Raw genomic sequence first — 25574 nt, 5'->3', positions numbered from 1 at the left:
AGGCTCCTTAATGGCTCGGCCCGAGAAAGGCCAGCCAGCGACGTTCCGCCAGCCGAAACAGGCCGACCAGGGCAAAGGTCACGGCGAGGTAGATCAGCGCGGCAATGCCGAACGATTGAAAGGTCATGAAGGTCGCCGAGTTGGCATCTCGTGCCACTTTGAGGATGTCCGGAATCGTCGCGGTAAACGCCACGGTGGTCGAATGCAGCATCAGGATCACTTCGTTGCTGTAGTACGGCAGCGAACGGCGCAGTGCGGACGGCATGATCACATAGGCGTACAGCTTCCAGCCGCTGAGCCCGTAGGCCTTGGCCGCCTCGACTTCGCCGTGGGCCATGCTGCGGATGGACCCGGCGAAAATCTCCGTGGTGTAGGCGCAGGTGTTAAGGGCGAAGGCCAGGATCGTGCAGTTCATTGCATCGCGAAAGAACGCATCCAGTACCGGTTGTTCGCGCACGGCGGCGATGCTGTAGATGCCGGTGTAGCAGATCAGCAACTGAATATAGAGCGGTGTGCCACGAAACAGGTAGGTGTAGAACTGCACCGGCCAGCGTACCAGCGGGTTGCGCGACACGCGGGCGATGGACAGCGGGATCGACACTAGAAAGCCGATCACCAGTGCGGCGCTGAGCAACCACATGGTCATGGCCAGGCCAGTAATGTGTTGGCCGTCGCTGTAAAGGAACGGGCGCCAGTATTCCTGCAAGAGTTCGATCATCGCACCGCCTCCCGGGAGCCTGCGGAGTAGCGACGTTCAAGACGGCGCAAGACAAAGTTGGAGACGCTGGTGATCACCAGGTAGATCAGCGCGGCCAGCACCAGGAAATAAAACAACTGATAAGTGCTTTTACCCGCGTCCTGGGCCGCCTTGACCAAGTCCGCCAAGCCGATGATCGATACCAGCGCGGTGGCCTTGAGCATCACCATCCAGTTATTGCCGATGCCCGGCAGGGCGAAGCGCATCATCTGCGGGAAGGTCACGTAGCGAAAGCGTTGCCCGCGCTTGAGCCCATAGGCAGTGGCGGCTTCCAACTGGCCACGGGGCACGGCGAGGATCGCGCCGCGAAAGGTCTCGGTGAAGTAGGCACCGTAGATAAAGCCCAGGGTGATCACCCCGGCGCTGAATGGGTCGATCTCGATGTATTCCCATTCCATAAAGTCGGTCAGGCCGGTCAGCCAGGTTTGCAGGCTGTAAAAAATCAGCAGCATCAGCACCAAGTCGGGTACGCCACGGATCAACGTGGTGTAGAGCTGGGCGGGAATGCGCAGGAAGGGCAGGCTGGAGAGTTTGGCGCTGGCGCCGAGCAGGCCCAGCAACACGCTGACGGCCAGGGACAACACCGACAACTTGAGGGTCATCCAGGTGCCTTGCAGCAACAGCGGGCCGAAACCCTTCAAGCTGAACGCGCTCAGCCCGAGGGTTTGCAACAGATCTTCGAACATAAATCAGGACCTATGGCGATAAAAAAGCGCCCCTCCACTGGAGGGGCGCCCCGGGCATTATTTGCCGCTGTACAGGTTCAGATCGCCAAAGTGTTTCTTCTGGATAGTGGCGTAGGTGCCATCATCGTGTAACGCTTTGATACCTTTATCCAAAAGCGCCTTGAGTTCAGTGTTACCTTTTTTGATACCGATCGCGGTTTTCGACGGCAGCAATGGGTCGTCAATAGCCGCGCTGACTTCGTAGCCGGCACCGGCTGGCGACTTCAGGAAACCGAGTTCGGCTTGCAGCATGTCCTGTACGGAAGCGTCGAGACGGCCGGAAGTCAGGTCAGCATAAACCTGGTCCTGGTTGGCGTAGGCCTTGGTGGTCACACCGGCCTTGTCCAGCACAGCCTTGGCATAGGCTTCCTGGATGGTGCCTTGCTCGTAGCCCACGGACTTGCCCTTGAGCGACTCAGGTGTCGAGAAGCCAGCGCCTTTCTTGAACACCAGCGAGGTTGGGCCGGAGAACAGCTCGTTGGAGAAGTCGATGGCCTTTTCACGCACCGGGGTCACGGTCATGGACGAGATCACGCCGTCGAACTTGTTGGCCTTCAGGCCTGGGATCATGCCGTCGAAGTCGCTTTCGACCCACTTGCACTTGACCTTCAGCTCGGCACAGATGGCATTGCCCAGATCGATATCGAAGCCCACAAGGCTGCCGTCAGCAGCTTTGGATTCGAAGGGCGCGTAGGACGGATCGACACCAAAACGCAATTCCTTGTATTCCTTGGCCAGCGCGGTACCGGCGGCCATGCACAGAGCCAGTGCAGAAAGGGTCAGCAATGCTTTTTTCATTATGTAATCCCTGGAAACCAAGATAAGCGCTTGTGGCGCGTTTAGGACTGTTACTGAACGGTGTCAGACGGAACACAAGTAGCAATTTCTGCACCATAGTTCCGAATGATCGTTTTAAAAGGTGGGAAGAGGGAATCTTGAGTGTAGGAGATGCCCGAAAGTGGGCATCGGAAAATGAGTGCACCATTACGAGTCATACGGAAATTAAAACCTGAGAGCGGGCGTAACGTCAGGCCAGTAGATCTTGCAGAGTGGCGAGGCTGTCGGCTTCCTCTACCGCCTTGTCCTGGCGCCACCGCAACATCCGCGGAAAGCGCACCGCAATCCCGCTTTTATGCCGCTTGGACAGGGCGATCCCCTCAAACCCCAGCTCGAACACCATACTTGGCGTGACGCTGCTGACCGGGCCGAACTTCTCCACCGTAGTCTTGCGCACAATCGCGTCGACCTTGCGCATCTCCTCGTCGGTCAGTCCGGAATAGGCCTTGGCAAACGGCACCAGGCTGCGCTCGCTGCCGGGCGGGCCGTCCCACACGGCAAAGGTGTAGTCGCTGTAGAGGCTGGCGCGCCGGCCATGGCCGCGCTGGGCGTAGATCAACACGGCGTCGACGCTGAACGGGTCGACTTTCCACTTCCACCACAGGCCCATGTCCTTGGTGCGGCCGACGCCATACAGGCCTTGGCGATTCTTGAGCATCATGCCCTCGACGCCGAGGCTGCGGGAGGCTTCGCGTTGCTGCGCAAGGTCCTGCCAAGTTGCACCCGTCAGCAGCGGTGAGGGCTGCAATACCGGTTGGTTGCACCCAGCAATCACCTGTTCCAACTGTGCGCGGCGCTCGGCCTGGGTGTGGTTGCGCCAGTCGTCGCCCGCATGTTCCAGCAGGTCGTAGGCCAGCACCGCCACCGGCGCATCCTCAAGGACTTTTTTGCTCAGGGTCTTGCGACCGATACGCTGCTGCAACAGAGCGAAGGGTTGCACTGAGTCTTTCCACACCACGATTTCGCCGTCGATCACCGTGCCATCGGGCAGGCCACTTACCAGGCTGTGGAGTTCGGGAAAACGGTCAGTCACCAATTCTTCACCCCTGGACCAGACCCACAGGCGCCCCTCGCGCTTGACCACTTGCGCTCGAATGCCGTCCCACTTCCACTCCACCTGCCAGTCGGCTGGGGAGCCAAGCAATGCATCGAATTGCTCTACCGGCTGCGACAACCCGTGAGCAAGAAAAAACGGATACGGCTGACCGCCGCGTTGCGCATGTTCGTCGGACGATTCTGCGGCGATCAGTTTGAGGTAGCCCTGGGGTGTCGGGCGGTTGGACAGATCGGTGTAGCCCACCAGCCGCTGGGCCACGCGTTTGCTGTCCAGCCCGGCCATGGCGGCAAGGGCGCGGGTGACCAGCAATTTGGAGACGCCCACACGAAAGCTGCCGGTGATCAATTTGATGCACACCATCAGGCTCGGTTGATCCAGCTGTGCCCATAACGCTGGCAGGCGCTCTGCCAGGTCCTGAGGTGAGAGGCCGCGCAAGGGCAGGAGTTTTTCTTCCAGCCATACGGCAAGGCCGTCTTCTGAGGTGTAGGTTGATTCCGGCAGCAGCAGGGAAATCGTTTCGGCCAGGTCTCCCACCGACTGATAGCTCTCTTCGAACAGCCAAGGCTCGATGCCGGACGCTTCGGTGGCCATGTCCCGCAGCAGGCGCGTCGGCACCAGTTGTCGAGGGCGTCCGCCGGACAGGAAATACACTGCCCATGCCGCATCCTCAGGCGGCGCCTTCAGGACGTAGGCTTGCAGGGCCGCGAGCTTGGCGTTACTGGAAGTGGTGGCGTCGAGGTTGGCGTACAGCTCGGCGAAGGCCTTCATGCGCTGACCTCTTCTTCGTCGTCACCGTACTCGGTGGTGAAACCCTGGGCGTCCAGGCCTTTTTCCCGCAAGTGGCGCACCAATACGCCGACTGAGCCGTGGGTCACCATCACCCGTTCCGCGCCGGTTTGTTCGATGGCCCACAACAAACCGGGCCAGTCGGCGTGGTCCGAGAGCACAAAACCTCGGTCCACACCGCGCCGCCGCCGTGTGCCGCGCAGGCGCATCCAGCCGCTGGCGAACGCGTCGCTGTAGTCGCCGAAACGCTTGATCCAACTGCTGCCGCCGGCGGAGGGCGGGGCAATGATCAGGGCTTGGCGCAGCAGCGGGTCGGTCTTGGTGAAGTCACCGGCGTAGAGCGTCTCGGGAATGTAGACGCCGGCCTCGCGGTACACCCGGTTCAGCGGTTCGACTGCGCCGTGGCTGAGGATCGGGCCGATGCTGGCGTCGATGCCATGCAGGATGCGCTGGGCTTTGCCGAAGGAATAGCAGTACAACACGCTGGCCTTGCCGGCAGTGATATTGGCCTGCCACCAATCGTTGATCCCGGCAAAAATCTGCGCCTGGGGCTGCCACCGGTAGATCGGCAGGCCAAAGGTGGATTCGGTGATAAAGGTGTGGCAACGCACCGGTTCGAAGGGCGCGCAGGTGCCATCAGGCTCGACTTTGTAATCGCCAGACGCCACCCAGACTTCACCTTGGTATTCCAGGCGCACCTGGGCTGAGCCGAGCACATGCCCGGCCGGATGGAAACTCAACGTCACGCCGTGATGCTGCAGTTTCTCGCCGTAAGCCAGGGTTTGCAGGTTGATGTCCTGTCCCAGGCGCGAGCGCAGGATGCCTTCGCCGGGCGCGGCGGCCAGGTAATGCTGGTTGCCGGTGCGGGCGTGGTCGCCGTGGGCGTGGGTGATGACGGAGCTTTCTACCGGGCGCCAAGGGTCGATGTAGAAATCACCGGCGGGGCAGTAGAGACCTTCAGGGCGGGCGATGACAAGGTCCATGGGGTGTGCCGTGGGCGATGGGCTTATCAGTAGGAGGAGAATGAACCTGGAGAAGTTCTATCTAAATGCAGAGAGCCAAATGTGGGAGGGTGCTTGCTCCCGATGGCGGTGGATCAGTCAAATTTGTATTGGCTGACCCACTGCTATCGGGAGCAAGCACCCTCCCACATTTTGACCCGGTTTCTTCAGGAGAAAGCTGGTTTATTTGCCTGGAGTCAGGGTCAACCGAGCTTTCCCATAGACCTTCTCAAAGTTCTGCGGCTGCATCGGGAAGCTCAGGTATTGCGCCTTGAGCGACGGGTCGATGCCATTGGCGTAGCTCGGGCTGGCGGGATTGCCGGATTGGCCGATGCCGCCCTGGCCCATCATCGGTTCCACCTGGCCGAAGTCGACGATCATGCGCAGCGCCGGGACTTGAGTGGTGTTGAAATCCTGGCCCCAGCTATACGGCGCCGGATTCAAGGTGTTGTGGTCACCGCCGGACGCCAACGGGCCGCGAATGACTTGGCCAGCAGTGTTCTTCCAGGTGGTGATGTGCAGCTTGCCCCACTGCCAGGCCTTGTGATCGGCGCCCAGCTGGTTGTCGCCCGCGGTGATCGCGGCCGCGAGGCTGCGGGCCAGGATCGCCGGTTTGTCTTCTTTCTGCGGTGTGCGCACGTCGTCCCAGAACGGGCTGTCTTCGCGGCTCAGCAAGTGGTCGGCCTGGGCGGCGTAGGAGAGGTTGGCGTTGCTGACAAACGCTTTCCAACTGGCGCTGTTTTCCGGGCCGAGTTCGTCGAGGAAGATCTGCTTGGTACTTTCCTGCAGGAATAACTCATAGAGGGCCGCGTCGGCGGATGTCGCGACGAGGCGACCGTCGAAGGCCATCAGGCGATTCAGCGCTTCACGCGCTTTAGTCTGTTCGGCCGCAGGCAACCCATCAATCGCCTGTTTCAGCGGCTGGGCCATGCCCGGAGCCTGGAACATGGTCTTGAGCTTGGCGGCGAACGTGGTGGTCTGGTCGTATTGCATGGCGATCATGCTACGACTGTCGTGCTTGCCGGCATTGGCCAATTGCGCCAGGCGCTCGCTGCGCTCCGGGGCGTCCCAGGAGTTGGACAACTGCATGCCATAGCCACGCGGCGCGGTGCGCTGGTTGGCGGTGCCGATCCAGCCTTGGGCCGGGTCCTGGTCATAAGGATGCAGCATCGCGTCGGCGTAGCCGTCCCAGTCAAAACGCGTATCCCAGCCTGGCGACGGCAGCAGACCCTCGCCTTCGCGGCGGTTGGGGAAGCGGCCGGTGACCTGCCAGCCGATATTGGTGGCGTCGGCGAACACCATGTTTAAGGCAATGGCGCGAATCTCGCGGGTCGCATCCGAGGCTTTGGCGACGTTTTGCGCGCGGGACAGGTCGAAGAACGCATCCAGGCTCTTGTCGTCTTTAAAGTCGGCTGTTTGCAACGCCAGGCCCAGACCGCTTGTGAGCGCCTGGCTGCTGTTGAGCAGGGCGCCGTGACGGGTTTCGTAGACAACTTCGCGAGTCGAGCGCTGGCCTTTGACGAAGAAGGTTTCATTCCGCACGCCGGCCGGCAGCCATTTGCCGTTGTTCTCGTAGTACAGCGCGTTGCCTTGGCGTTTGACCTTTTCCAGGAACAGGTCCTGGGTATCGCCCTTGACCGTGCTCATGCTCCACGCGACTTTGCCGTTGAACCCGGAGAGCAGCGTTGGCAAGCCGGCAATCGAGGCGCCGACGGCCTGGTATTTCGGGGCGCGAATCTGCACGTAGCTCCATGGCGACGGTGCTTGCGGTTGGGCGGCGAGATCGTTGGCCAGCAGGCTCTTGCCACTGCGGCTGCGCTGCGGGCCGATGGCCCAGTTGCTCGACGTGGTCACGGCCAGGGCATTGAGGCTGCCCAGTTGCTGGCTGACGGTGTCCAGCCCCGCCAGGCCGGTGATCTGGCTGAAGTTCACGCCCTTGAGCTTCTCGGCTTCGGCCAGTGGGATTGGCTCATCCGGTGCGCTTGGGGTAAGCCAGGCGAGTTTGTCGACGCCGACTTTTTGCGCGAGCACCAGAGAGGCGAGCTCTTCTTGCAGGTTGGCCGACTCGCTGAAATTCAGCAGGCAGAACAACAGCGCCGAATCTTCCGGCTTCCAGTATTCGGGCTTGTAGCCGGTCTGGGCCAGGTCCGGCGGCAGCTTGTCGCGGTAGCGGAACAGGTAGGCGTTGACGCCACGGGCATACACTTCGAAGAAGCGCTTGAGGCGCGGCGATGAGGCGTTGTACAGCTCGCCGGCGCTTTTTTTCAGGTTGACCGCACGCATGAAGCGGTCGACATCCAACACCTCTGGGCCGGACATTTCTGCCAGACGGCCTTGGGCCAGCAGGCGCAGGGTGACCATCTGGGTGATGCGGTCACTGGCGTGCACATACCCAAGGCTGAACAGTGCGTCGTGGAATGTGTTGCTTTCGATCAGCGGCATGCCTTGGGCATTGCGGCGCACCGACACGTTTTGTGCCAGGCCTTTGATCGGCTGTACGCCCGCAACGGGCGGCAAGGTGTCCTGGGTGCTCTGGAGCTGGCAACCGGCCAGGCTTAATGCACTGGCCACTGCCGCGGCAACGCCGAACCGGGGGAGAAAATGTGAGAGGGCTGGCGAGGCCATGGCAAAGCTCCTGCGGGGGGTAGCGTCAGTAAAGGCGCTACGTTAGTGAGCGCGGCGAACCGACGCAAGCAGGAGCTCAGCCTTATTTTCATGAACGGCCCAAGAGGACTTGGGCGGATTGGCCTTCCGTGCCCATTCATATGCCCGAACCGTCGCCGGGCGCCTATTACAGTATCGAGCTTACGCCCCGTGGCACTTCTTGAATTTTTTCTCGCTGCCGCATGGGCAAGGATCGTTGCGGCCAACGTCCTTCAACGCGTTGCGCACTGGCTCTTGATGAGCGTGGCCGCAGTTCGGGCCGTGGACATGGCCGTGATCGTGGCCGTGGTCGTGATCATGGTGATCGTGATCGTGGTTGCAGTCAGGACCATGGACATGGGGTTGCTGAGTCATTGATGTCGCTCCGGAATAAAATCGCCGGGGATTATCACGCCATTGTGGGCCACCTGCACGTCATAACCGATGAATAATCCGGTTTTGAGCTCGCCTTCCAAGCGATAGGGCACGGGTTGGTCGGGTTTTTTCAACAGCTGCACGACACTGCGTATCTGCGGCCAGAGGTTGGTGCGTACGGAAACTTTGAAAAACGCATGGCTTCGGGGCGGCACGGTGAGCCATTCGTTGGACTCGCCTTCGGTCAGCACAAAATCATCCAGGGTGACCTTGTAGATCAGGCCGCGCACGGTCAGGTCGGCGTCGTCGCGGTTGTCTACGCGAAAGTACAGTTTGAATTTCTGTTCCAGCAACTTGGCCCGCACCACTTCGACCTTAACCAGAGAGACGTGGGGCGGCGGCGCGTCGTCCTCGAACCACGACGCACAGCCGCTTAGACCGAAGATTAACGCCAGCATCAAGCTGTAGATCCGGAGCATGGCGTTGGTCCTATTGTGGTTAGAAGTAGCTGGAGCAGCACTTCTTGAATTTTTGCCCGCTGCCGCACAGGCACGCGTCATTGCGCCCAGCCTTCACCTCCACCGTCGGATCGATGAAGTACCAGTGCCCGTCATTCTGTACGAAAGAAGACTGTTCGCGGTGGCTATGTTCGCCGGTGCTGTCGTGCCAGCGCGCTGTAAAGGTCACGAAGGCATGTTCCGGCTGGCCGCCGAACACCTCCGAGCTTTCCACCTCAAGGCCGAGCCAGGTGCTCTGGGCACTCCAGGCGCTGATGGATTCGCGATCCAAACCCGCCTGTTGCGCGGGCAATGTGGTCGCCACCAAATAGTCCACCAGGCCCAGCACATAGGCGCTGTAGCGCGAGCGCATCAACGCGCTGGCGCAGGGCGCCGGGTGACCGGCGTGATAATGACCGCAGCAGGCATCCAGCAGGTTGCCACTGCCGCAGGGACAAATGGATGTACTCATTGGGTTACCACCAATACTTACCGAAATTTTCCGGGTTGGCCCAGAAGCGGGCATTGAGCCAGTCCGGCACCTGTTTATAGTCAAGCAGATCGTAGGTAAACAGCGTCAGCACCTGCTCATCGCGCTGGAAGCGTTCGCCGGCCTGCAGGGCCAGAGAGAAGAAGTCTGTGTCCTTCCAGTCGCAGGCGCCCAGATCCACCAGCACCGCAATGCGGCTGGCGTTGAGGTTGCGAATCCCGCCGAGCAGGGTCAGGCCTTGAGGTTTTGACAGGTGCTCCAGGCAATCGACCACCAATGCCAGGTCAAAGCGCAGCGCGGCCAGCTCTGCGGGCAACGGCCCAGGCGTTGCCACAAACACTTGGGTGTCGGGATGCGCTTCCTTAAAGGCATCCAGCGCCGGGAACTGGCTGGCACCCAACAGCAACAGGCGTTTGGGCTGGTGCAGATCGAGCAATGCGGCCAGGGCTTGCTGGGGGGTACGGGCAGAAAAACCAGCGGTCATCAGAGATCCTCACATCAGGACCGTAGAGACTAGCGCGGCTGAGCGTGTGGGCCTAGAGCAGGTGATGGCGAAAAGTCCTACTTTTATGTTCATCCTCAATGAATGCGGGGATGGGGTACCGCGGCACAGATCCTCTCTTTAATCGCCGCCCTTTCAAGTTTTTTGAACCTTCACTGGCAAATCGCCTGTAGAAGTCGTTACTGTGCGATCAAAGAAAAATTTGAAAACACTCAGGAGCCCCATGATGCGTAAGGTTTTTCTGTTGGCTCTGTTGGCCAGCCCCGTTGCCCTGGCCCAGAGCGTCAGTGTCGAAACCAACTCGTTGATGCGCCTGCCCAGCAGCACCAGTGTGTTGCAGCTGGAACGCTTGGAAGTGGCGGACTACGGCACCTTGCTGATCCCCTCGACCATCAGCCAGGTCACCGTCGATGAGCTGCATTTGGGGCGCGATGCACGTATCGCCATTGTCCCCGGCGCTGTCGGACTGCAATTGCAGGTGGGTCATGCGCAACTGGAACATGGCAGCCAGATCACCTCGCGCGGCGCGCCAGGCACCCATGAAAAACCTGCGAAAGCCGGTCGAGACCTGACCTTGCGCATCAATTCGCTGGCGGCTGAAGAGCTGTCGGTGGATGCCCGTGGCGGCGCCGGTGCTCAGGGTTATGCCGGGCTTGATGGTGCCAATGGTGTGGATCCGGGTTGCACATGGGGCTCAGCCGGGCGCGGTTTCAATGGTGATAATGGCGGTGATGGCCTGCCGGGGGGCGCGGGTGCGCAGGTACGCGTGGAGTTGCCTAAGGACTTCCCGGCTGAACATATCAAGGTCTGGGTGGACGGCGGCGCTGGCGGGCTGGCGGGTACAGCGGGCAAACCGGGCAAAGGCGGGGAATCCAAAGGCTGCCTGGTGTATCGCGCCGATGGCGGCGAAAAGGGCCGTCCTGGTTTGGAAGGACAACCGGGGCCGGTTGGGCCTGCGGGGACTGTGACTATTCAGCGTCTCTGATACTTCAAGCCCCTCCCACCTTGAAATGCATTCCGGGTGTGGGGGGCTTGCTGCCGATAGCGGGCTAAAGGTCGTCTCAGAACATCGGCCGAGCCGAAGCAATCGCGACCACCACCAACCCAACAATCAGATTAACCCCCACTAACTTGCGAATCTGCCCTAGCGCAGCCGCGCCCACCGGCCAATCCTCAGCCGCCACCGCCGCCTTCAACTCCGGAAATTTCAACGCCTGGATGCGGATAAACAACGCGGTCATCACCAGATACAAGCCCATCATGACCTGCACGTAACGCGGTGCAGTCTCAAACCCGCTGAAACGCAGTTGCAGCAGGCCCACACCGCTGATCGGCAAAACCAGCACCGCCACCCATACCCACACGAAAAAACGTTGAAACACATTTGCCCACAACTTGAGTCGGGCAGGGCCCTCAAGTGCCGCCATGGCGGCGGGTCGCAGGATCATCCAGGCGAAAAACATACCGCCCACCCATACCAGGGCGGCCAATACATGCAGGGTGTAAGCGAGGCTAAACGCGGTCATTGTGGTACTCCGTTCTGCGCGGGATTAATTAGCGGGGTATGATAGCGGCCGATCCGAACCACTGAAAATTTATCCAGCGTTTTTTGCGCCCGACTATCCATGATCAGCACTGAACTCAAAACCACGATCCAGGGCGCCTACTCGCGTTTTCTCGAAGCCAAGAGCTTGAAACCGCGCTACGGCCAACGCCTGATGATCGCCGAAGTGGCCAAGGTCCTCGGGGATATCGACACCGACGACGAAGGTCGCCGCGAAGGTGACCCAGCGGTCGTGGCCGTCGAAGCCGGCACCGGTACCGGCAAGACCGTTGCCTACAGCCTCGCTGCGATCCCGACCGCCAAGGCCGCAGGCAAACGCCTGGTGATCGCCACCGCTACCGTCGCCCTGCAAGAGCAGATCGTCTACAAAGACCTGCCCGACCTGATGCGCAACAGCGGCCTGAACTTCACGTTTGCCCTGGCTAAGGGTCGTGGCCGCTACATGTGCCTGTCCAAGCTCGACGTGCTGCTGCAGGAAGGCCACGCGCAGACCGCCACGGCGTCGCTGTTCGAAGAAGAAGGCTTCAAGATTGAGGTTGATGAAGTCAGCCAGAAACTGTTTACCAGCATGATCGAGAAACTGGCCGGCAATAAATGGGACGGCGACCGCGACAGCTGGCCCACCGCCCTTGAAGACGCCGACTGGGCACGCCTGACCACCGACCATAGCCAATGCACTAACCGCCATTGCCCGAACTTCGGTCAGTGCGCTTTCTACAAAGCGCGCGAGGGCATGGGCAAAGTCGACGTAATCGTCACCAACCACGACATGGTCCTGGCCGACCTGGCCCTGGGCGGCGGCGCCGTCCTGCCGGACCCTCGCGACACGCTCTATGTGTTCGACGAAGGCCATCACCTGCCCGACAAGGCCATCGGCCACTTCGCCCACTACACGCGCCTGCGTTCCACCGCCGACTGGCTGGAAACCACCGCGAAGAACCTCACCAAATTGCTCGCCCAGCACCCGCTGCCCGGCGACTTGGGCAAGCTGATTGAGCAGGTGCCGGAGCTGGCGCGGGAGATCAAGACCCAGCAGCAGTTCATGTTCAGCGCCTGCGAGCAGGTCGCCGACTTCAGGCCCGGCGAAGATGTGGAGGGCCGTGAGCGCCCACGTCACCGCTTTGTCGGCGGGATGATCCCCGAGCATATGCGCGAAATGGGCATTGAACTGAAGAAAGGCTTTTCACGCCTGACTGACCTGTTTACCCGTCTCACGGATTTGCTCAAGGAAGGTATGGATGGCGAGGTCAATATCGGCATCGCCAGTAACCAGGCCGAGGAGTGGTACCCACTGTTCGGCAGCCTGTTGTCCCGTTCCCAAGGTAACTGGGAGCTGTGGACCGCGTTTACCGTCGAAGACCCGGAAGACAACCCGCCCATGGCCCGTTGGCTGACCTTGTCGGAAAGCGGCGCGCTGTTTGATATTGAGGTCAATGCCAGCCCGATCCTCGCCGCCGAAATGCTTCGGCGCAATCTGTGGAACGTGGCCTACGGCTGCCTCGTCACCTCCGCCACGCTGACGGCCCTGGGCACTTTCGACCGGTTCCGCATGCGCGCCGGGCTGCCGAAAAAAGCCGTCACCGCCGTGGTGCCGAGCCCGTTCCATCACGCCGACGCCGGTGTGTTACGGGTGCCGGACCTCAAGGCCGATCCTCGGGACGCGCCGGCCCACACTGCCGCGATCATTCGTGACTTGCCGGGCTTGGTCGAAGGCTCCCGGGGCACGCTGGTGCTGTTCTCGTCGCGCAAGCAGATGCAGGACGTGTTCGACGGCCTCGACCGCGACTGGCGCAAGCAGGTGTTTATCCAGGGCAACCTGTCCAAGCAGGAAACCCTGAATAAGCACAAGGCGCGCGTCGACGGCGGGGACTCCAGCGTATTGTTCGGCCTGGCGAGCTTTGCCGAAGGTGTCGACTTGCCGGGCGCGTACTGCGAGCACGTGGTGATCGCCAAGATCCCGTTCTCGGTGCCGGATGATCCGGTAGAGGCCGCGTTGGCCGAATGGATCGAAGCGCGGGGCGGTAACCCGTTCATGGAAATCTCGGTGCCGGATGCTTCGTTGAAGCTGGTGCAGGCCTGCGGGCGGTTGCTGCGTACGGAAGAAGACCGCGGCACCATCACCTTGCTCGACCGTCGTTTGGTCACCCAGCGCTACGGCAAAGCTATCCTGAATGCTTTACCGCCGTTCCGGCGCGAAATTTCTTAAGCCACTGTGGGCGGATTCGCCCACTTCGTGGTCTATCTCATCAATGTCATCAGGCCATTCACCGGCCGTTTGGGAGAACCTTGCTCGTATGATTCGCACGCTGCCCGCCCTTTTTGCCCTGCTGTTCGCTGCGCCCTTGATGGCGGCGCCCGCCGGGCAACAAACCCTGTTCAACTTCGTCCGGCCTGCCGATGTGGTCAAGGTGGCGACCCAGGACGCCAGCCTGCCGCAATACAACGCCGAGCAAACCCCCGAAGGTGAGGTGTTGCGCCGTATCACCTTCAACCCGGCCGCCGAACCCAGCTTGGTGCTTAGCCCGCAGACGGGGGTGTGGGACTGGTCGCAGTCCAGCGCCATGAGCCTGCGTATTCAGAGTGCCATGGACTGGGCGCTGACCCTTTACGTCAAGGTGCAGAGCAGTGACGGCAAGACGTTGGTCAGTCGAATCGACCTGCCGGCCGGCCCGGCACAGACCCTGCTGATCCCGCTGCAAGCCAACTCGCCGCTGAGTCAGGGCATGAAGGCCGGCCCGCCGATGCCGATTACTGTTGATGGCCAGCGTGTGTTGCTGGCTGGCAGCGCTGGGGAAATCGACCGCAGCCAGGTGGTCTCGGTGACGTTGTCGATGATCAAGCCCAACGCGGCCCAAAGCATCCTGCTGGAGCGCTTTGGTGTGCAGGACAGTGAGCCGGTATTGAAGGCCGCCTACAGCGAGTTAGTGGATACGTATGGCCAATCCACCCGTGCGCGTTGGCCAGAGAAGGTCAGCAGCGACGAGCAGCTCAAGGCCGCCGCGGCCAAAGAGCAAACCCAGCTTCAAGGCTGGTTGGCTGCGCGGGATAAGTCCGCATTGGACAGGTTTGGTGGCTGGAACAAAGGCCCTGCATTCAAGGCCAGCGGCTTTTTCCACACGGAGAAGCGTGACGGCCGCTGGTATCTGGTAACGCCTGAGGGCCATCCGTTCTACTCCCTGGGCGTCAATACCGTGGCCCCGGATAACAGCCAGACCTACGTGGCCGGTCGTGAATGGATGTTTGCGGCGTTGCCCAAGGCTGGTGAGCCCTTGGATAAGTATTACGGCAGCGGCGATAACCGCACCGGTAACGGTGCGGGTGAGGGGCGTAGTTTTGGCGCCGGGCGTTGGTACGATTTCTATGGCGCCAACCTGCAGCGCGCCTATGGTGGCGAAGGCTTCGACCAGAAACGCTGGGTGACTCACACCCTGGACCGCCTGCAGGCCTGGGGTTTCAACACCGTGGGCAACTGGAGCGACGAGGCTTTGGCCCGTGCCGACCGCGTCCCCTATACCTTGCCGCTGTCGATCGTCGGCGATTACGCCAGCATCAGCACCGGCACCGACTGGTGGGGCGGCATGCCCGATCCGTTTGACCCACGCTTCGCCATGGCGACCGAGCGTGCCGTTGCGATTGCTGCCCGCGACCATCGCGACGACCCGTGGCTGATCGGCTTCTTTGCCGATAACGAACTGGCCTGGGCAGGGCCGGGTGATGATCCGAAATCCCGCTACGCCTTGGCCTACGGCACGTTGCGTATGACCACCGACGTTCCAGCCAAACGCGCTTTCCTCAAGCAATTGCGGGACAAGTACCGCAATGAAGAAGGCTTGTCGAAAGCCTGGGGCATCGAATTGGCGGGTTGGGAGCTGATGGAAGATCCAGGCTTTGAACCACCGATTCCCAACCCTGAGCACCCGGAAATCGAGGCCGACTTTAAATACTTCCAGAAAACCTTTGCCGATGCTTATTTCAAGACCATCTCCGATTCACTGAAATGGCACGCGCCGAACCAGTTGTTGCTGGGTGGTCGCTATGCGGTGAGCACGCCCGAGGCTGTGGCTTCGTGCGCACAGTATTGCGATGTGCTGAGCTTCAACATGTACACCCTCAAGCCTCAGGACGGTTACGACTTCGCTGCGCTGCGCGCGTTGGATAAACCCGTGCTGATCACTGAATTCAACTTTGGCTCTGCCGACCGTGGCCCGTTCTGGGGCGGCGTGACCCAGTTGGCCAGGGAAGAGGACCGTGGCGCGGCGTACGCCAACTTCCTCAAGCAAGCCATGGCCGAACCTTCGATTGTGGGTGTGCACTGGTTCCAGTACCTGGACCAACCCGTGACCGGCCGTTTGCTGGACGGTGAAAACGGCCACTTCGGCTTGGTGGGCATCACCGACGTGCCTTATCAGGGCTTTGTCGACAGCGTGCGTAAAAGCAACCTGGCGGCGGTGGACCAACTGGGCAAGGAGGCGGAAAAGGCCAAGGCGGCAAGCGCTGTCCGTGAAGGTGAAGGCGGTAAGTCTGGGCATGACGGCAAAGGCGCAGGGCAGGGCGCCGGGCATGCCGGTGGGCACTCCGCCAACGGTCATTGATTGATCGCTGACGGGTTCACAAAACCTACAAGGGCTGGAACAATGTCGGCCACTTTCAATGGTGTTTTTCGAGGCGGCTTACGTGCAGATTCAGGGTCATTACGAACTCCAGTTCGAAGCGGTACGTGAAGCGTTTGCCGCGCTGTTCGATGACCCACAGGAGCGTGGCGCCGGGCTTTGCATTCAGATCGGCGGCGAAACCGTGGTCGATCTGTGGGCCGGCACCGCTGACAAGGACGGTGCCGAGGCCTGGCACAGCGACACCATCGTCAATCTTTTCTCCTGCACCAAGACATTTACTGCCGTCACGGCCCTGCAATTGGTGGCTGAGGGTAAGTTGCAGTTGGACGCTCCAGTTGCCAAGTACTGGCCGGAATTTGCCGCTGCCGGTAAGGAAAGCATCACGCTGCGCCAGTTGCTCTGCCATCAGGCGGGTTTGCCGGCGATCCGCGAGATGCTGCCCACCGAGGCCCTGTATGACTGGCAACTGATGGTCGACACCCTCGCGGCCGAAGCACCCTGGTGGACGCCGGGCCAAGGCCATGGTTACGAGGCGATCACCTACGGCTGGCTGGTCGGCGAACTGCTGCGCCGCGCCGATGGGCGTGGGCCTGGTGAATCCATTGTGGCGCGCGTTGCACGGCCGTTGGGCCTGGACTTTCATGTGGGCCTGGCGGATGAAGAGTTTTATCGTGTTGCCCATATAGCGCGCAGCAAAGGCAATATGGGCGATGAAGCTGCGCAACGTTTACTGCAAGTAATGATGCGTGAACCCACCGCCATGACCACACGGGCATTTGCCAATCCACCGTCTATTTTGACCAGTACTAATAAACCTGAATGGCGACGCATGCAGCAGCCCGCGGCTAATGGTCACGGTAATGCGCGTAGCCTGGCGGGTTTTTATAGTGGTTTGTTGGACGGTAGTTTGTTGGAAGCCGACATGCTCGAAGAGTTGACCCGTGAACACAGTATCGGGCCGGATAAAACATTATTGACACAAACTCGCTTTGGCTTGGGCTGCATGTTGGATCAACCGCAGATGCCTAATGCCACATTCGGCCTTGGCCCGCGTGCTTTTGGGCATCCTGGTGCAGGTGGATCGGTAGGTTTTGCCGACCCCGAACACGATGTAGCGTTTGGTTTCGTGACTAATACATTGGGGCCTTATGTACTTATGGACCCTCGTGCACAGAAGTTGGTCGGAATATTGGCCGGTTGTCTGTAAACCCCTTGCTGTTTCACATTTTTTTGTTACAAAGGCAACTATAAGAAGACGCTGAACGAAATGATGTAACTTTAATGTTCTGTAAGCGTCTGTTTAACGGGTCATCCAGACCCCCGTTTCTTTTCTCATTTTGTGGATATCTCATGTTATCGAACAAGTCCTTGGCACTGGCGCTTTGCCTCACCATTACCGGCTGCGCACAAACTCCACAGAATGATGCCGAGGGTGGGCATTGGTGGTCATTTGGATCTGATAAGGCCGCTACCAAGGACGTCGTGACCCAGACCGAGGCCAAGCCTGATGCCAAACCCGCAGCTGGCGCCAAGCCTGCCGCACCTGTAGCCGCTGCGCCTGCTCCGGCGGCCAAGGCTGACACCGGCTCCAGCTGGTGGCCGTTCTCCTCCAAAAGCACCGACGAAAAGGCTGCCGATGCCAAGGCCGCAGACCTGAAAGCCGACCTCAAGGCCGCCACTCCTGCCCCTGCCGCCGCACCAGCCGTCGCCAAGACCGACAGCGAAACTCACTGGTGGTGGCCGTTCGAAAGCAAACCCAAGCCATTGTCCAAGGTCGACGTGACCAACGTGCCGATGCCGGACCCGAAAATCACCCAGGCCTGGTTGGACGACTATGAGCCGCGCCTGCGCGCCGCCATCAAGGACAGCAACCTGCAACTGGAACGTCGCGACAACGTGCTCGTCGTGATTGCGCCGGTCGATGGCTCCTACAACCCAAAACGTCCAGCCATGCTGTTGCCGGTTACCCTTGGCCCGTTCACGCGTGTTGCCAAGGCTGTTGAAGCAGACCCCAAGACCGCCGTACTGGTCTTGGGTCACGTTGACGCCACCGGCACCGCCCCGGCGAGCCAGGCGCTGAGCAGGGAGCGCGCACAGTCCATCGCTTCGATTTTCAGCCTCAGCGGTTTGAAGCAGGATCGCCTGATGCTGCGTGGCATGGGTGACCTGATGCCACGTGCCGCCAACGACAGCACCCAGGGCCGTGCGCTGAACCGTCGCATGGAAATTATGTTCACTCAGCGTACAACTATGTTGGCGCTGCTGAGCAAGTACAACTCGGGCAAGACGCCGCCTGTGGCTGAAATGGTTGCCGTGCAGAACGTACCTGCACCGGCTCCGGCAGCCAAAGCTGCGGCGAAAAAAGCTCCGGCCGCGAAGAAAGCTGCCGCCAAGCCAGCCGCTAAAAAGGCGCCGGCCAAGCCAGCTGCCAAGAAAACTGCCCCGGCCAAAGCCAAGGCTGCTGCACCGGCGAACGACCAGGCAAAAAACTGATCTGCTGAACCAGAAGGATAAAGCCGCATGACCCAGGCACTGGCCGATATGCGCCGTGACTACACACGGGACGGTTTGAGCGAGGCCCAGGCCCCGGGCGAGCCGTTTGCGTTGTTCCACCAGTGGTTTGCCGATGCGGTGAAAACCGAGCAGCCCCCGGTGGAAGCCAATGCCATGACCCTGGCTACGGTCGACCAGGAAGGTCGCCCGCACTGCCGCATCCTGCTGCTCAAGGGCTTGGATACGCAGGGCTTTACCTTCTTCACCAACTATCAGAGCGCCAAGGGTGAACAACTCGCGGCGCGGCCGTTTGCAGCCATGACGTTTTTCTGGCCGACCCTGGAGCGCCAGGTGCGCATCGAAGGGCGGGTGGTCAAGGTCACGCCTCAGGAGTCGGATGCTTATTACCAGGTCCGTCCTCTGGGCAGCCGTCTCGGCGCTTGGGCTTCCCCGCAAAGCCAGGTCATTCGTGACCGTGAAGAACTGCAAGACCTGCTCACGGCCACTGAGCAGCGCTTCAGCGATACCCAGCCCGACTGCCCCGAGCATTGGGGTGGCTATCGTCTGCTGCCGGAGCGTATTGAGTTCTGGCAAGGTCGCGCCAGCCGCCTGCATGACCGCTTGAATTACCGCCTGCAAGGGGGCGAGTGGACCCGCGAGCGCCTGGCGCCCTGAGCGTCACCTTTCGTCACTTCATCTGAATGTTGTTCGCAGCACCGACGTCTCTATGGGAGAGACTTCGGTCGCATGCGGCTGCGCGGCTACAATGATGAAACCGTTGTGACATCTCTTGGTACACGAACTGAGCTACCGTTTGTCGAGTTTTCCGGTGTACGCAGTCTGTACTCAGGCTGAATGAAAGCAGTTTTCTGCGGTGCTTGCCGTGACAGGCGCCAAGCCGCAGCGTCTAATGAACACCTGTCCTTTGGAGTTGATGCTATGCGTAAGTCCGTTTTACTGGTTGCCTGCTTTACCACCCTGTCGCTGCTGCTGGGTGGCTGCGCCTCAAGTTTGACCGGCGATTCGTATTCCCGTGATGAAGCGCGTCGTGTACAGACCGTGCGCATGGGTACCATCGAATCCCTGCGTCCGGTGAAAATCGAAGGCACCAAGACCCCAATCGGCGGCGCTGCCGGCGCAGTCATCGGCGGCGTTGGCGGCAGCGCCATCGGCGGCGGCCGTGGCAGCATCGTCACTGCTGTGATCGGCGCAGTCGCTGGCGGCCTGCTGGGCTCGGCCACTGAAGAAGGTCTGACCCGCACTCAAGGCGTGGAAATCACCGTTCGCGAAGACGATGGCAGCATGCGCGCTTACGTCCAGGCTGTGCAGGAGAACGAAATCTTCCGCATTGGCGACCGCGTGCGCATCATGACGGTCGATGGTACCAGTCGCGTTACCCGTTAATCGGTAAGCAGCAGGTAAAGAAAAACCCCAACCGGGTGACCGGTTGGGGTTTTTTTGTGGGCGCGGTTTCTGGGGGATCAGGCTTTTTTACGACTCGCCATCGCCGTCACCAGATATCCAATACATGCTGCCAATATCGACCCGGTCAGAATCCCCATTCGATCCTCGCCGGCAAATTCGCTGGCGCCCGGCACGAATGCCAGGGAGCCGACGAACAGGCTCATGGTGAAGCCGATACCGCACAGGATCGCCACGCCGAAGACTTGGCCCCAGTTGGCGCCGTTAGGCAGTGTGGCGAGACCCGTCTTGATGGCCAGCCAAGTGAGGCCGAACACACCGATGGTCTTGCCGATCAGCAGGCCGGCGGCAATGCCCATGGGCACGTGGTGGGTGAAGCTCTCCAGGCTGACGCCGGTGAGGGAAACGCCAGCGTTAGCGAAGGCGAACAGCGGCAGGATGCCGTACGCCACCCACGGGTGCAGAGCGTGTTCGAGGGTCAGCAGCGGCGAGGGCTCGGCGTTCTTAGTGCGCATCGGGATGCAGAACGCCAGCGTCACGCCGGCCAGTGTGGCGTGCACGCCACTCTTGAGCACGCATACCCACAGGATCAGGCCGACGATCAGATAGGCCCAGAGCTTGATCACTCCGAGGCGGTTCATCGCGATCAAGGCCACCAGACAGGCGCCCGCGCCAGCCAAGGCTGCACCGGACAAATCGGCGGAATAAAACACTGCGATCACGATGATCGCGCCCAGGTCATCGATGATCGCCAGGGTCATCAGGAACAGTTTCAAGGACGTCGGGACGCGCTTGCCCAGCAGCGCCAACACGCCCAGGGCGAAGGCAATGTCGGTGGCCATGGGGATTGCCCAACCGGAGAGGGCGGCGGGGTAGTCCTTGTTGATCGCCCAGTAGATCAGCGCCGGCACCACCATACCGCCGATGGCGGCTGCACCGGGCAGGACCACTTGCGACGGTTTGGACAGATGGCCGTCAAGCAACTCGCGCTTGACCTCCAGGCCGATCAACAGGAAGAACAGAGCCATCAGGCCATCGTTGATCCACAACAAGGCTGGCTTGTCGATTTTCAACGCGCCAATCTGCGCCACCACCGGCACGTCGAGAAACGCGCCGTACAGGTGGGACAACGGTGAGTTATTGATGATCAATGCCAGGGCCGCAGCGGCGATCAACAACAGACCGCTGGCGGCTTCCAGCTGGAAGAAACGAGTGAAAGTGCTACGCAGAGCCAAGGGGTGCTCTCCAATCCGGATTCAATAGGCGGGTACCCTAACCCGTACCGTTAGTTGTTAAAACAAAAGTTATATTCTTATTTGTTATAAGCAATGGGCAGGTTCAGCGTTGCGTCAGGGGCTTGAAATTGTGTGTCCAATTGAGACGTTACTGTATCTGTGTCGAGTGTAGGAAAGATCCTAATATTGACCTGGAAATTCTTAGAGAAACCGACCATGAGTGACCATCGTCCCTGGGCTCGCGAAGCCATTCGTATCATCGAAGCAGACTTCCAGCGCAGCGCTGACACCCACCTGATCCCCTTGCCGCTGCCAGGTTTGCCGGGTATCGAGTTGTACTTCAAGGACGAGTCGAGCCATCCCACCGGCAGCCTCAAACACCGGCTGGCCCGCTCGCTGTTTCTGTATGCGCTGTGCAATGGTTGGCTCAAGCCCGGAGCACCAGTGATTGAAGCCTCCAGCGGCTCCACGGCGATCTCCGAAGCCTACTTTGCTCGGCTGCTCGGCCTGCCGTTTATCGCGGTGATGCCGGCCACCACTTCCCAGGAAAAAATCGCGCAGATTGCCTTCTATGGCGGTAAGAGCCATCTGGTAAAAGATCCCACACAGATCTATGCAGAATCCGAGCGCTTGGCGCGGGAAAGTGGCGGTCACTTCATGGACCAGTTCACCTACGCCGAGCGCGCTACCGACTGGCGCGCGAACAACAACATCGCCGAGTCGATCTTCCAACAGATGCGTTTCGAGCAGCATCCCGAGCCGAGCTGGCTGATTTCCAGCCCCGGCACCGGCGGCACCACGGCGACATTGGGTCGCTACGTGCGGTATCGCCAGCACGCCACCCGCGTGCTATGCGCCGATGCTGAGCGATCGGTGTTTTTTGACTATTACCAGACGGGTGACGCCAGCCTGCGCCTGGACTGCGGTTCGCGTATCGAAGGCATTGGCCGGCCACGGGTCGAGGCGTCGTTTTTGCCGAAGGTGATCGACGCAATGGTCAAGGTCCCGGATGCGCTGTCACTGGCAGCCATGCATTACTTGGCAGAGCGATTGGGGCGGCGAGTGGGCGGTTCCAGCGGGACCAACCTGGTTGGCGCGCTGGTGGCAGCGCAGCAGATGAAGGCTGCGGGGGAGTCGGGTTCTATCGTGGCGATCTTGTGCGATGGTGGCGAGCGATACGCCACAACCTATTACAACCCGGTGTGGTTGGCGGGGCAGGGGTACGAGTTGCAAGGGCTGATCGCGGCCGTTGCGGCCAGTGTGGAGCGGGGCGAGCCGCTACCGGATTGCATCCTGCGCGCTAACATCTGAAATCACGCAAAAACCGTGTGGGAGGGAGCTTGCTCCCAATGAAGGTGGACCAGTCACATGTGTCCTGACTGATCCACTGCTATCGGGAGCAAGCCCCTTCCCACTTGTGAACACGGATGTGCTCAGGCCTCGATGCCCAACATATCCCGCGCCAACGCCTCGGCAATTCGAATCCCATCAACACCCGCCGACAAAATCCCACCGGCATAACCGGCGCCTTCACCGGCCGGAAACAGGCCTTTAACGTTCAGGCTCTGCATCGAATCGTCACGGGTTATCCGCAGCGGCGACGAGGTGCGCGTTTCGATACCGGTCAGTACCGCATCGTGCAGCGAGTAGCCTTTGATTTGCTTCTCGAACGCCGGCAGCGCTTCGCGGATGGCTTCGATGGCGAAGTCCGGCAGCGCCAACGCCAGGTCGCCCAGAGCCACGCCAGGCTTGTAGGACGGTTCCACACTGCCGAGGGCGGTGGACGGCTTGCCGGCGATGAAATCACCCACCAGTTGTGCCGGCGCTTCGTAGTTGCTGCCACCGAGAATGTAGGCGTGGGACTCCAGGCGTTCCTGCAACTCGATACCCGCCAGCGGGCCACCGGGGTAGTCCACTTCCGGCGTGATGCCGACCACGATGCCGGAGTTGGCATTGCGCTCGTTACGTGAGTACTGGCTCATGCCGTTGGTCACAACGCGGTTCGGCTCGGAGGTGGCCGCCACCACGGTGCCGCCAGGGCACATGCAGAAGCTGTAGACCGAGCGACCATTCTTCGCGTGGTGCACCAGTTTGTAGTCGGCGGCGCCCAGCTTCGGGTGCCCGGCGTATTTACCCAGGCGCGCGGCATCGATCAGCGATTGAGGGTGTTCAATGCGGAAGCCCACCGAAAACGGCTTGGCCTCCATGTATACGCCACGACCGTGAAGCATGCGGAAGGTATCTCGGGCGCTGTGGCCCAGGGCCAGGATCACGTGCCTGGACAGGATCTGCTCGCCGCCATCCACCACCACGCCGTTCAGTTGGCCGTCTTCAATCAGCACGTCAGTCACGCGTTGCTCGAAACGCACCTCACCGCCCAGGGCGATGATCTGCTCGCGCATGTGTTCCACCACGCCGGTCAGGCGGAAGGTACCGATGTGCGGCTTACTGACGTAGAGGATTTCTTCCGGCGCGCCGGCTTTGACAAACTCGTGGAGTACTTTACGGCCGTGGAATTTGGGGTCTTTGATCTGGCTGTAAAGCTTGCCGTCGGAGAAGGTGCCGGCGCCGCCTTCACCAAACTGCACGTTGGACTCGGGGTTCAGTACGCTTTTGCGCCACAGGCCCCAGGTGTCCTTGGTGCGCTGGCGCACTTCCTTGCCGCGTTCGAGGATGATCGGCTTGAAACCCATCTGTGCCAGCAGCAGCCCGGCGAAGATCCCGCAGGGGCCAAAACCGACTACGATCGGTCGTTCAGCCAGGCCTTCGGGCGCTTGGCCGACTACTTTGTAGCTGACATCCGGCGCCGGGTTGACGTTGCGGTCATCGGCAAACTTGAGCAGCAGGGCGGCTTCACCCTTCACATCCAAGTCGATGGTGTAGATGAAGCACAGCTCCGACGATTTTTTACGGGCGTCGTAGCTGCGTTTGAAGAGGGTGAAATCGAGCAGGTCATCACTGGCGATGCCAAGGCGCGCCAGGATGGCAGGCCGCAGGTCTTCTTCGGGATGGTCGATGGGCAGCTTGAGTTCGGTGATTCGTAACATGACGGGATCCGGTGTGCGGCATTCGGTAAGGCCGGCGGTTTTGCAAACCGGCGATTATAAGCCCCAACGGTGGTGTCCCGTCATGCTAAAAAGCGCAGGACACTATCAATCGTCCCGCGAACCACCGAAAGCCGCGCAGCCACGCTGGACTTGACCGTTGATCCGCAATTCGGCGGTCATGTGTTGCAGGCTGCCGCTGACGCTGTCCACACAACGTTGCGGAGCCACCCACAGCTCGATGTGCTGGTTGTTGGCTTCGGTCATCAGGTTAAAGCGGCCGTCGCCGATCTGCTCTTCTACATAAGGTACGGCCAAAGGCGGCTGGCCTTCACGTTCCAGCACCATGCCCTTGGCGGTGACGTTCATCGCCCAGGCCGGCTTGTGGCCGTTGGCGCGCAGGATCATGCGTTTGAAATCGGGGTCGTCGCAGGCCGAGGTCGACCGTTCGACACGGTAGAGCTGTTGCAACTCCACTTCGCCCTGAGTGCCGGTGGCGACGCCCGAAAACTTACCGCGCAGGTCGGCAAACAGCGCACCTTGCTGGCCGGCCAGGGAGGCGGCTTCCTGCAGGATGCTGGTGCCGCCGGTGTCCTTGACCACGTAGTTACGTTGGTCGTGGCACGCTTGGAACAACAGTTTGTCGCCTACGGCTGTGAGTTGGCCCTGCATGCGGGTCAGCCCAACCGTAGACGGCTTGGCCGGCTCGCTCTCGAAGACCTGACACGCGGTTAGAAAGGGAAGCAAAGCACACAAAGCAAAGGTACGGGCGGCACGCATTATCGGGGTCTCCAGGCAAGTGCCGCCACGTTACGCAGGCTGGCGGTGCATCACAACCCCGCTGTCCCGCTTCAGGTAATTCTTACAACCCTTACATTCAGCCAACCATAAATGTCTGGCCGGTCTGTAGGCCTTCTACGCTTTTAGCGTAGGCCAAGGCCACGTCAGCGCCCGGAGCAGGCTTATAGCCGCGGAAGTAAGGTGCGTAGCTGCCCATGGCCTCTTCCAGCACTGTGGGGCTCACGGAGTTGATGCGCAGGCCTCGTGGCAATTCGATCGCTGCCGCTTTGACAAACGCATCGAGTGCGCCATTGACCAGCGCCGCAGAAGCGCCAGTCCGAATCGGATCACGGTTGAGAATGCCACTGGTGAAGGTGAACGAGGCGCCGTCGTTAGCATACTCGCGGCCGATCAGCAGCAGGTTTACCTGGCCCATCAGCTTGTCACGCAGGCCAAGTTCAAAGTCGTTTTCGCTCATATCACCCAGCGCCACGAAATTCACGCTACCGGCCGCGCAGATGAGGGCGTCGAATTTACCGGTTTGCTCAAACAACCTGCGGATTGACGCGCTGTCGCTGATATCCACTTGGAAGTCGCCGCTGGTGCGGCCAATGCTGATCACCTCATGACGCTGAGCCAGTTCGGCCTTGACTGCCGAGCCGACGGTGCCACTCGCGCCAATCAATAGGATTTTCATGGTGCTGTTCCTCCAGTGATAAGTGAGGGCTCAGTCTAGGGTGGCTTTTTCGCTGG

The 25574-nt window shown here is 60.6% G+C and carries 23 protein-coding genes; 8 read left to right on the top strand and 15 right to left on the bottom strand.

Translation table 11 applies throughout. The features are described 5' to 3' along the window. Positions 1-7: 7 nt before the first annotated feature. The 10 genes from G9Q84_RS00300 to G9Q84_RS00255 all read right to left on the bottom strand — a co-directional run bounded on the left by G9Q84_RS00300 (position 8) and on the right by G9Q84_RS00255 (position 9652). Positions 8-718, bottom strand: a complete 711-nt coding sequence (locus G9Q84_RS00300) for an ABC transporter permease (RefSeq protein ID WP_032891620.1) — start codon at positions 716-718, stop codon at positions 8-10. Beyond that, on the bottom strand, positions 715-1443 hold the full coding sequence (locus tag G9Q84_RS00295; RefSeq protein ID WP_032891617.1) for an ABC transporter permease: 729 nt from the start codon (positions 1441-1443) through the stop codon (positions 715-717). The genes G9Q84_RS00300 and G9Q84_RS00295 overlap by 4 nt, the downstream gene beginning before the upstream one ends. 57 nt (positions 1444-1500) lie before the next feature. After that, entirely contained in the window at positions 1501-2280 is a 780-nt protein-coding gene (locus G9Q84_RS00290) for a transporter substrate-binding domain-containing protein (RefSeq protein ID WP_032891615.1), read from the bottom strand. A 229-nt stretch (positions 2281-2509) separates the two neighbouring features. Continuing rightward, positions 2510-4144 carry an ATP-dependent DNA ligase gene (locus G9Q84_RS00285; protein ID WP_181642724.1) on the bottom strand — a complete coding sequence of 545 codons (1635 nt, stop codon included), beginning with the start codon at positions 4142-4144 and terminating at the stop codon, positions 2510-2512. Beyond that, positions 4141-5145: a ligase-associated DNA damage response exonuclease gene (locus G9Q84_RS00280; protein ID WP_181642723.1), complete on the bottom strand. Its 1005-nt coding sequence runs from the start codon at positions 5143-5145 to the stop codon at positions 4141-4143. The genes G9Q84_RS00285 and G9Q84_RS00280 overlap by 4 nt, the downstream gene beginning before the upstream one ends. Positions 5146-5346: 201 nt before the next feature. Continuing rightward, on the bottom strand, positions 5347-7788 hold the full coding sequence (locus G9Q84_RS00275; protein ID WP_181642722.1) for a penicillin acylase family protein: 2442 nt from the start codon (positions 7786-7788) through the stop codon (positions 5347-5349). A gap of 180 nt (positions 7789-7968) precedes the next feature. Beyond that, on the bottom strand, positions 7969-8181 hold the full coding sequence (locus tag G9Q84_RS00270; protein ID WP_099601284.1) for an SEC-C metal-binding domain-containing protein: 213 nt from the start codon (positions 8179-8181) through the stop codon (positions 7969-7971). Then, positions 8178-8660 (bottom strand): LEA/WHy family protein, encoded by a 483-nt coding sequence (locus G9Q84_RS00265; RefSeq protein ID WP_032891606.1) that lies wholly within the window; start codon positions 8658-8660, stop codon positions 8178-8180. The genes G9Q84_RS00270 and G9Q84_RS00265 overlap by 4 nt, the downstream gene beginning before the upstream one ends. 19 nt (positions 8661-8679) lie before the next feature. Then, positions 8680-9150, bottom strand: coding sequence for a YchJ family protein (locus G9Q84_RS00260; protein ID WP_179179434.1), 471 nt, complete (start codon positions 9148-9150; stop codon positions 8680-8682). Between the two features lie 4 nt (positions 9151-9154). Continuing rightward, positions 9155-9652 (bottom strand): DUF6231 family protein, encoded by a 498-nt coding sequence (locus tag G9Q84_RS00255; protein WP_181642721.1) that lies wholly within the window; start codon positions 9650-9652, stop codon positions 9155-9157. A 244-nt stretch (positions 9653-9896) separates the two neighbouring features. Between G9Q84_RS00255 and G9Q84_RS00250 the strand changes: the two genes are divergently transcribed. Further along, on the top strand, positions 9897-10655 hold the full coding sequence (locus tag G9Q84_RS00250) for a hypothetical protein (RefSeq protein ID WP_032891600.1): 759 nt from the start codon (positions 9897-9899) through the stop codon (positions 10653-10655). 76 nt (positions 10656-10731) lie between these two features. Here G9Q84_RS00250 and G9Q84_RS00245 read toward each other — a convergent pair whose 3' ends face one another. Then, entirely contained in the window at positions 10732-11196 is a 465-nt protein-coding gene (locus tag G9Q84_RS00245) for a CopD family protein (protein WP_099601285.1), read from the bottom strand. Between the two features lie 99 nt (positions 11197-11295). Here G9Q84_RS00245 and dinG point away from each other — a divergent pair, with 99 nt between their 5' ends. From dinG to G9Q84_RS00215, 6 genes are all read left to right on the top strand, one after another. Beyond that, complete coding sequence (dinG, locus tag G9Q84_RS00240) at positions 11296-13440, top strand: ATP-dependent DNA helicase DinG (protein WP_181642720.1); 2145 nt, start codon at positions 11296-11298, stop codon at positions 13438-13440. Positions 13441-13528: 88 nt separating this feature from the next. Further along, positions 13529-15826 (top strand): beta-galactosidase, encoded by a 2298-nt coding sequence (locus G9Q84_RS00235; protein ID WP_181642719.1) that lies wholly within the window; start codon positions 13529-13531, stop codon positions 15824-15826. 82 nt (positions 15827-15908) lie between these two features. After that, positions 15909-17054, top strand: coding sequence for a serine hydrolase domain-containing protein (locus G9Q84_RS00230; protein ID WP_181642718.1), 1146 nt, complete (start codon positions 15909-15911; stop codon positions 17052-17054). Between the two features lie 143 nt (positions 17055-17197). Continuing rightward, positions 17198-18340, top strand: coding sequence for an OmpA family protein (locus tag G9Q84_RS00225; protein WP_099601286.1), 1143 nt, complete (start codon positions 17198-17200; stop codon positions 18338-18340). A 27-nt stretch (positions 18341-18367) separates the two neighbouring features. Then, positions 18368-19015, top strand: a complete 648-nt coding sequence (pdxH, locus tag G9Q84_RS00220) for a pyridoxamine 5'-phosphate oxidase (protein WP_032891594.1) — start codon at positions 18368-18370, stop codon at positions 19013-19015. A 264-nt stretch (positions 19016-19279) separates the two neighbouring features. Beyond that, positions 19280-19744, top strand: a complete 465-nt coding sequence (locus tag G9Q84_RS00215; protein ID WP_003189251.1) for an outer membrane lipoprotein — start codon at positions 19280-19282, stop codon at positions 19742-19744. Between the two features lie 77 nt (positions 19745-19821). Here the strand turns inward: G9Q84_RS00215 and nhaA are convergent, their stop codons facing one another. Further along, a complete protein-coding gene (gene nhaA, locus G9Q84_RS00210; protein ID WP_095184026.1) occupies positions 19822-20997 on the bottom strand; it encodes a Na+/H+ antiporter NhaA in 1176 nt (391 codons plus the stop codon). 216 nt (positions 20998-21213) lie between these two features. Here nhaA and G9Q84_RS00205 point away from each other — a divergent pair, with 216 nt between their 5' ends. After that, positions 21214-22308 carry a PLP-dependent cysteine synthase family protein gene (locus G9Q84_RS00205; RefSeq protein ID WP_099601287.1) on the top strand — a complete coding sequence of 365 codons (1095 nt, stop codon included), beginning with the start codon at positions 21214-21216 and terminating at the stop codon, positions 22306-22308. A gap of 122 nt (positions 22309-22430) precedes the next feature. On the opposite strand, the gene G9Q84_RS00200 is transcribed toward G9Q84_RS00205, so the two are convergent. The 3 genes from G9Q84_RS00200 to G9Q84_RS00190 form a co-directional block, all read right to left on the bottom strand. Then, positions 22431-24044, bottom strand: coding sequence for an NAD(P)/FAD-dependent oxidoreductase (locus G9Q84_RS00200; protein ID WP_122755703.1), 1614 nt, complete (start codon positions 24042-24044; stop codon positions 22431-22433). Positions 24045-24149: 105 nt separating this feature from the next. Then, positions 24150-24821, bottom strand: coding sequence for a COG3650 family protein (locus G9Q84_RS00195; protein ID WP_032891587.1), 672 nt, complete (start codon positions 24819-24821; stop codon positions 24150-24152). Between the two features lie 97 nt (positions 24822-24918). Next, on the bottom strand, positions 24919-25518 hold the full coding sequence (locus tag G9Q84_RS00190) for a short chain dehydrogenase (protein WP_032891585.1): 600 nt from the start codon (positions 25516-25518) through the stop codon (positions 24919-24921). Positions 25519-25574: the final 56 nt, after the last annotated feature.

The sequence above is a fragment of the Pseudomonas sivasensis genome (genome assembly GCF_013778505.1).
Lineage (GTDB): Bacteria > Pseudomonadota > Gammaproteobacteria > Pseudomonadales > Pseudomonadaceae > Aquipseudomonas > Aquipseudomonas sivasensis.
Note: the sequence above shows the minus strand (reverse complement) of the source record. Positions and strands in the feature narration are given on the sequence as shown.

Bases quoted from the DNA above. Each gene is read 5' to 3' on its own strand.
- G9Q84_RS00300 (WP_032891620.1), bottom strand. From the start codon at position 718: ATGATCGAACTCTTGCAGGAATACTGGCGCCCGTTCCTTTACAGCGAC.
- G9Q84_RS00295 (WP_032891617.1), bottom strand. From the start codon at position 1,443: ATGTTCGAAGATCTGTTGCAAACCCTCGGGCTGAGCGCGTTCAGCTTG.
- G9Q84_RS00290 (WP_032891615.1), bottom strand. From the start codon at position 2,280: ATGAAAAAAGCATTGCTGACCCTTTCTGCACTGGCTCTGTGCATGGCC.
- G9Q84_RS00285 (WP_181642724.1), bottom strand. From the start codon at position 4,144: ATGAAGGCCTTCGCCGAGCTGTACGCCAACCTCGACGCCACCACTTCC.
- G9Q84_RS00280 (WP_181642723.1), bottom strand. From the start codon at position 5,145: ATGGACCTTGTCATCGCCCGCCCTGAAGGTCTCTACTGCCCCGCCGGT.
- G9Q84_RS00275 (WP_181642722.1), bottom strand. From the start codon at position 7,788: ATGGCCTCGCCAGCCCTCTCACATTTTCTCCCCCGGTTCGGCGTTGCC.
- G9Q84_RS00270 (WP_099601284.1), bottom strand. From the start codon at position 8,181: ATGACTCAGCAACCCCATGTCCATGGTCCTGACTGCAACCACGATCAC.
- G9Q84_RS00265 (WP_032891606.1), bottom strand. From the start codon at position 8,660: ATGCTCCGGATCTACAGCTTGATGCTGGCGTTAATCTTCGGTCTAAGC.
- G9Q84_RS00260 (WP_179179434.1), bottom strand. From the start codon at position 9,150: ATGAGTACATCCATTTGTCCCTGCGGCAGTGGCAACCTGCTGGATGCC.
- G9Q84_RS00255 (WP_181642721.1), bottom strand. From the start codon at position 9,652: ATGACCGCTGGTTTTTCTGCCCGTACCCCCCAGCAAGCCCTGGCCGCA.
- G9Q84_RS00250 (WP_032891600.1), top strand. From the start codon at position 9,897: ATGCGTAAGGTTTTTCTGTTGGCTCTGTTGGCCAGCCCCGTTGCCCTG.
- G9Q84_RS00245 (WP_099601285.1), bottom strand. From the start codon at position 11,196: ATGACCGCGTTTAGCCTCGCTTACACCCTGCATGTATTGGCCGCCCTG.
- dinG (WP_181642720.1), top strand. From the start codon at position 11,296: ATGATCAGCACTGAACTCAAAACCACGATCCAGGGCGCCTACTCGCGT.
- G9Q84_RS00235 (WP_181642719.1), top strand. From the start codon at position 13,529: ATGATTCGCACGCTGCCCGCCCTTTTTGCCCTGCTGTTCGCTGCGCCC.
- G9Q84_RS00225 (WP_099601286.1), top strand. From the start codon at position 17,198: ATGTTATCGAACAAGTCCTTGGCACTGGCGCTTTGCCTCACCATTACC.
- pdxH (WP_032891594.1), top strand. From the start codon at position 18,368: ATGACCCAGGCACTGGCCGATATGCGCCGTGACTACACACGGGACGGT.
- G9Q84_RS00215 (WP_003189251.1), top strand. From the start codon at position 19,280: ATGCGTAAGTCCGTTTTACTGGTTGCCTGCTTTACCACCCTGTCGCTG.
- G9Q84_RS00205 (WP_099601287.1), top strand. From the start codon at position 21,214: ATGAGTGACCATCGTCCCTGGGCTCGCGAAGCCATTCGTATCATCGAA.
- G9Q84_RS00200 (WP_122755703.1), bottom strand. From the start codon at position 24,044: ATGTTACGAATCACCGAACTCAAGCTGCCCATCGACCATCCCGAAGAA.
- G9Q84_RS00195 (WP_032891587.1), bottom strand. From the start codon at position 24,821: ATGCGTGCCGCCCGTACCTTTGCTTTGTGTGCTTTGCTTCCCTTTCTA.
- G9Q84_RS00190 (WP_032891585.1), bottom strand. From the start codon at position 25,518: ATGAAAATCCTATTGATTGGCGCGAGTGGCACCGTCGGCTCGGCAGTC.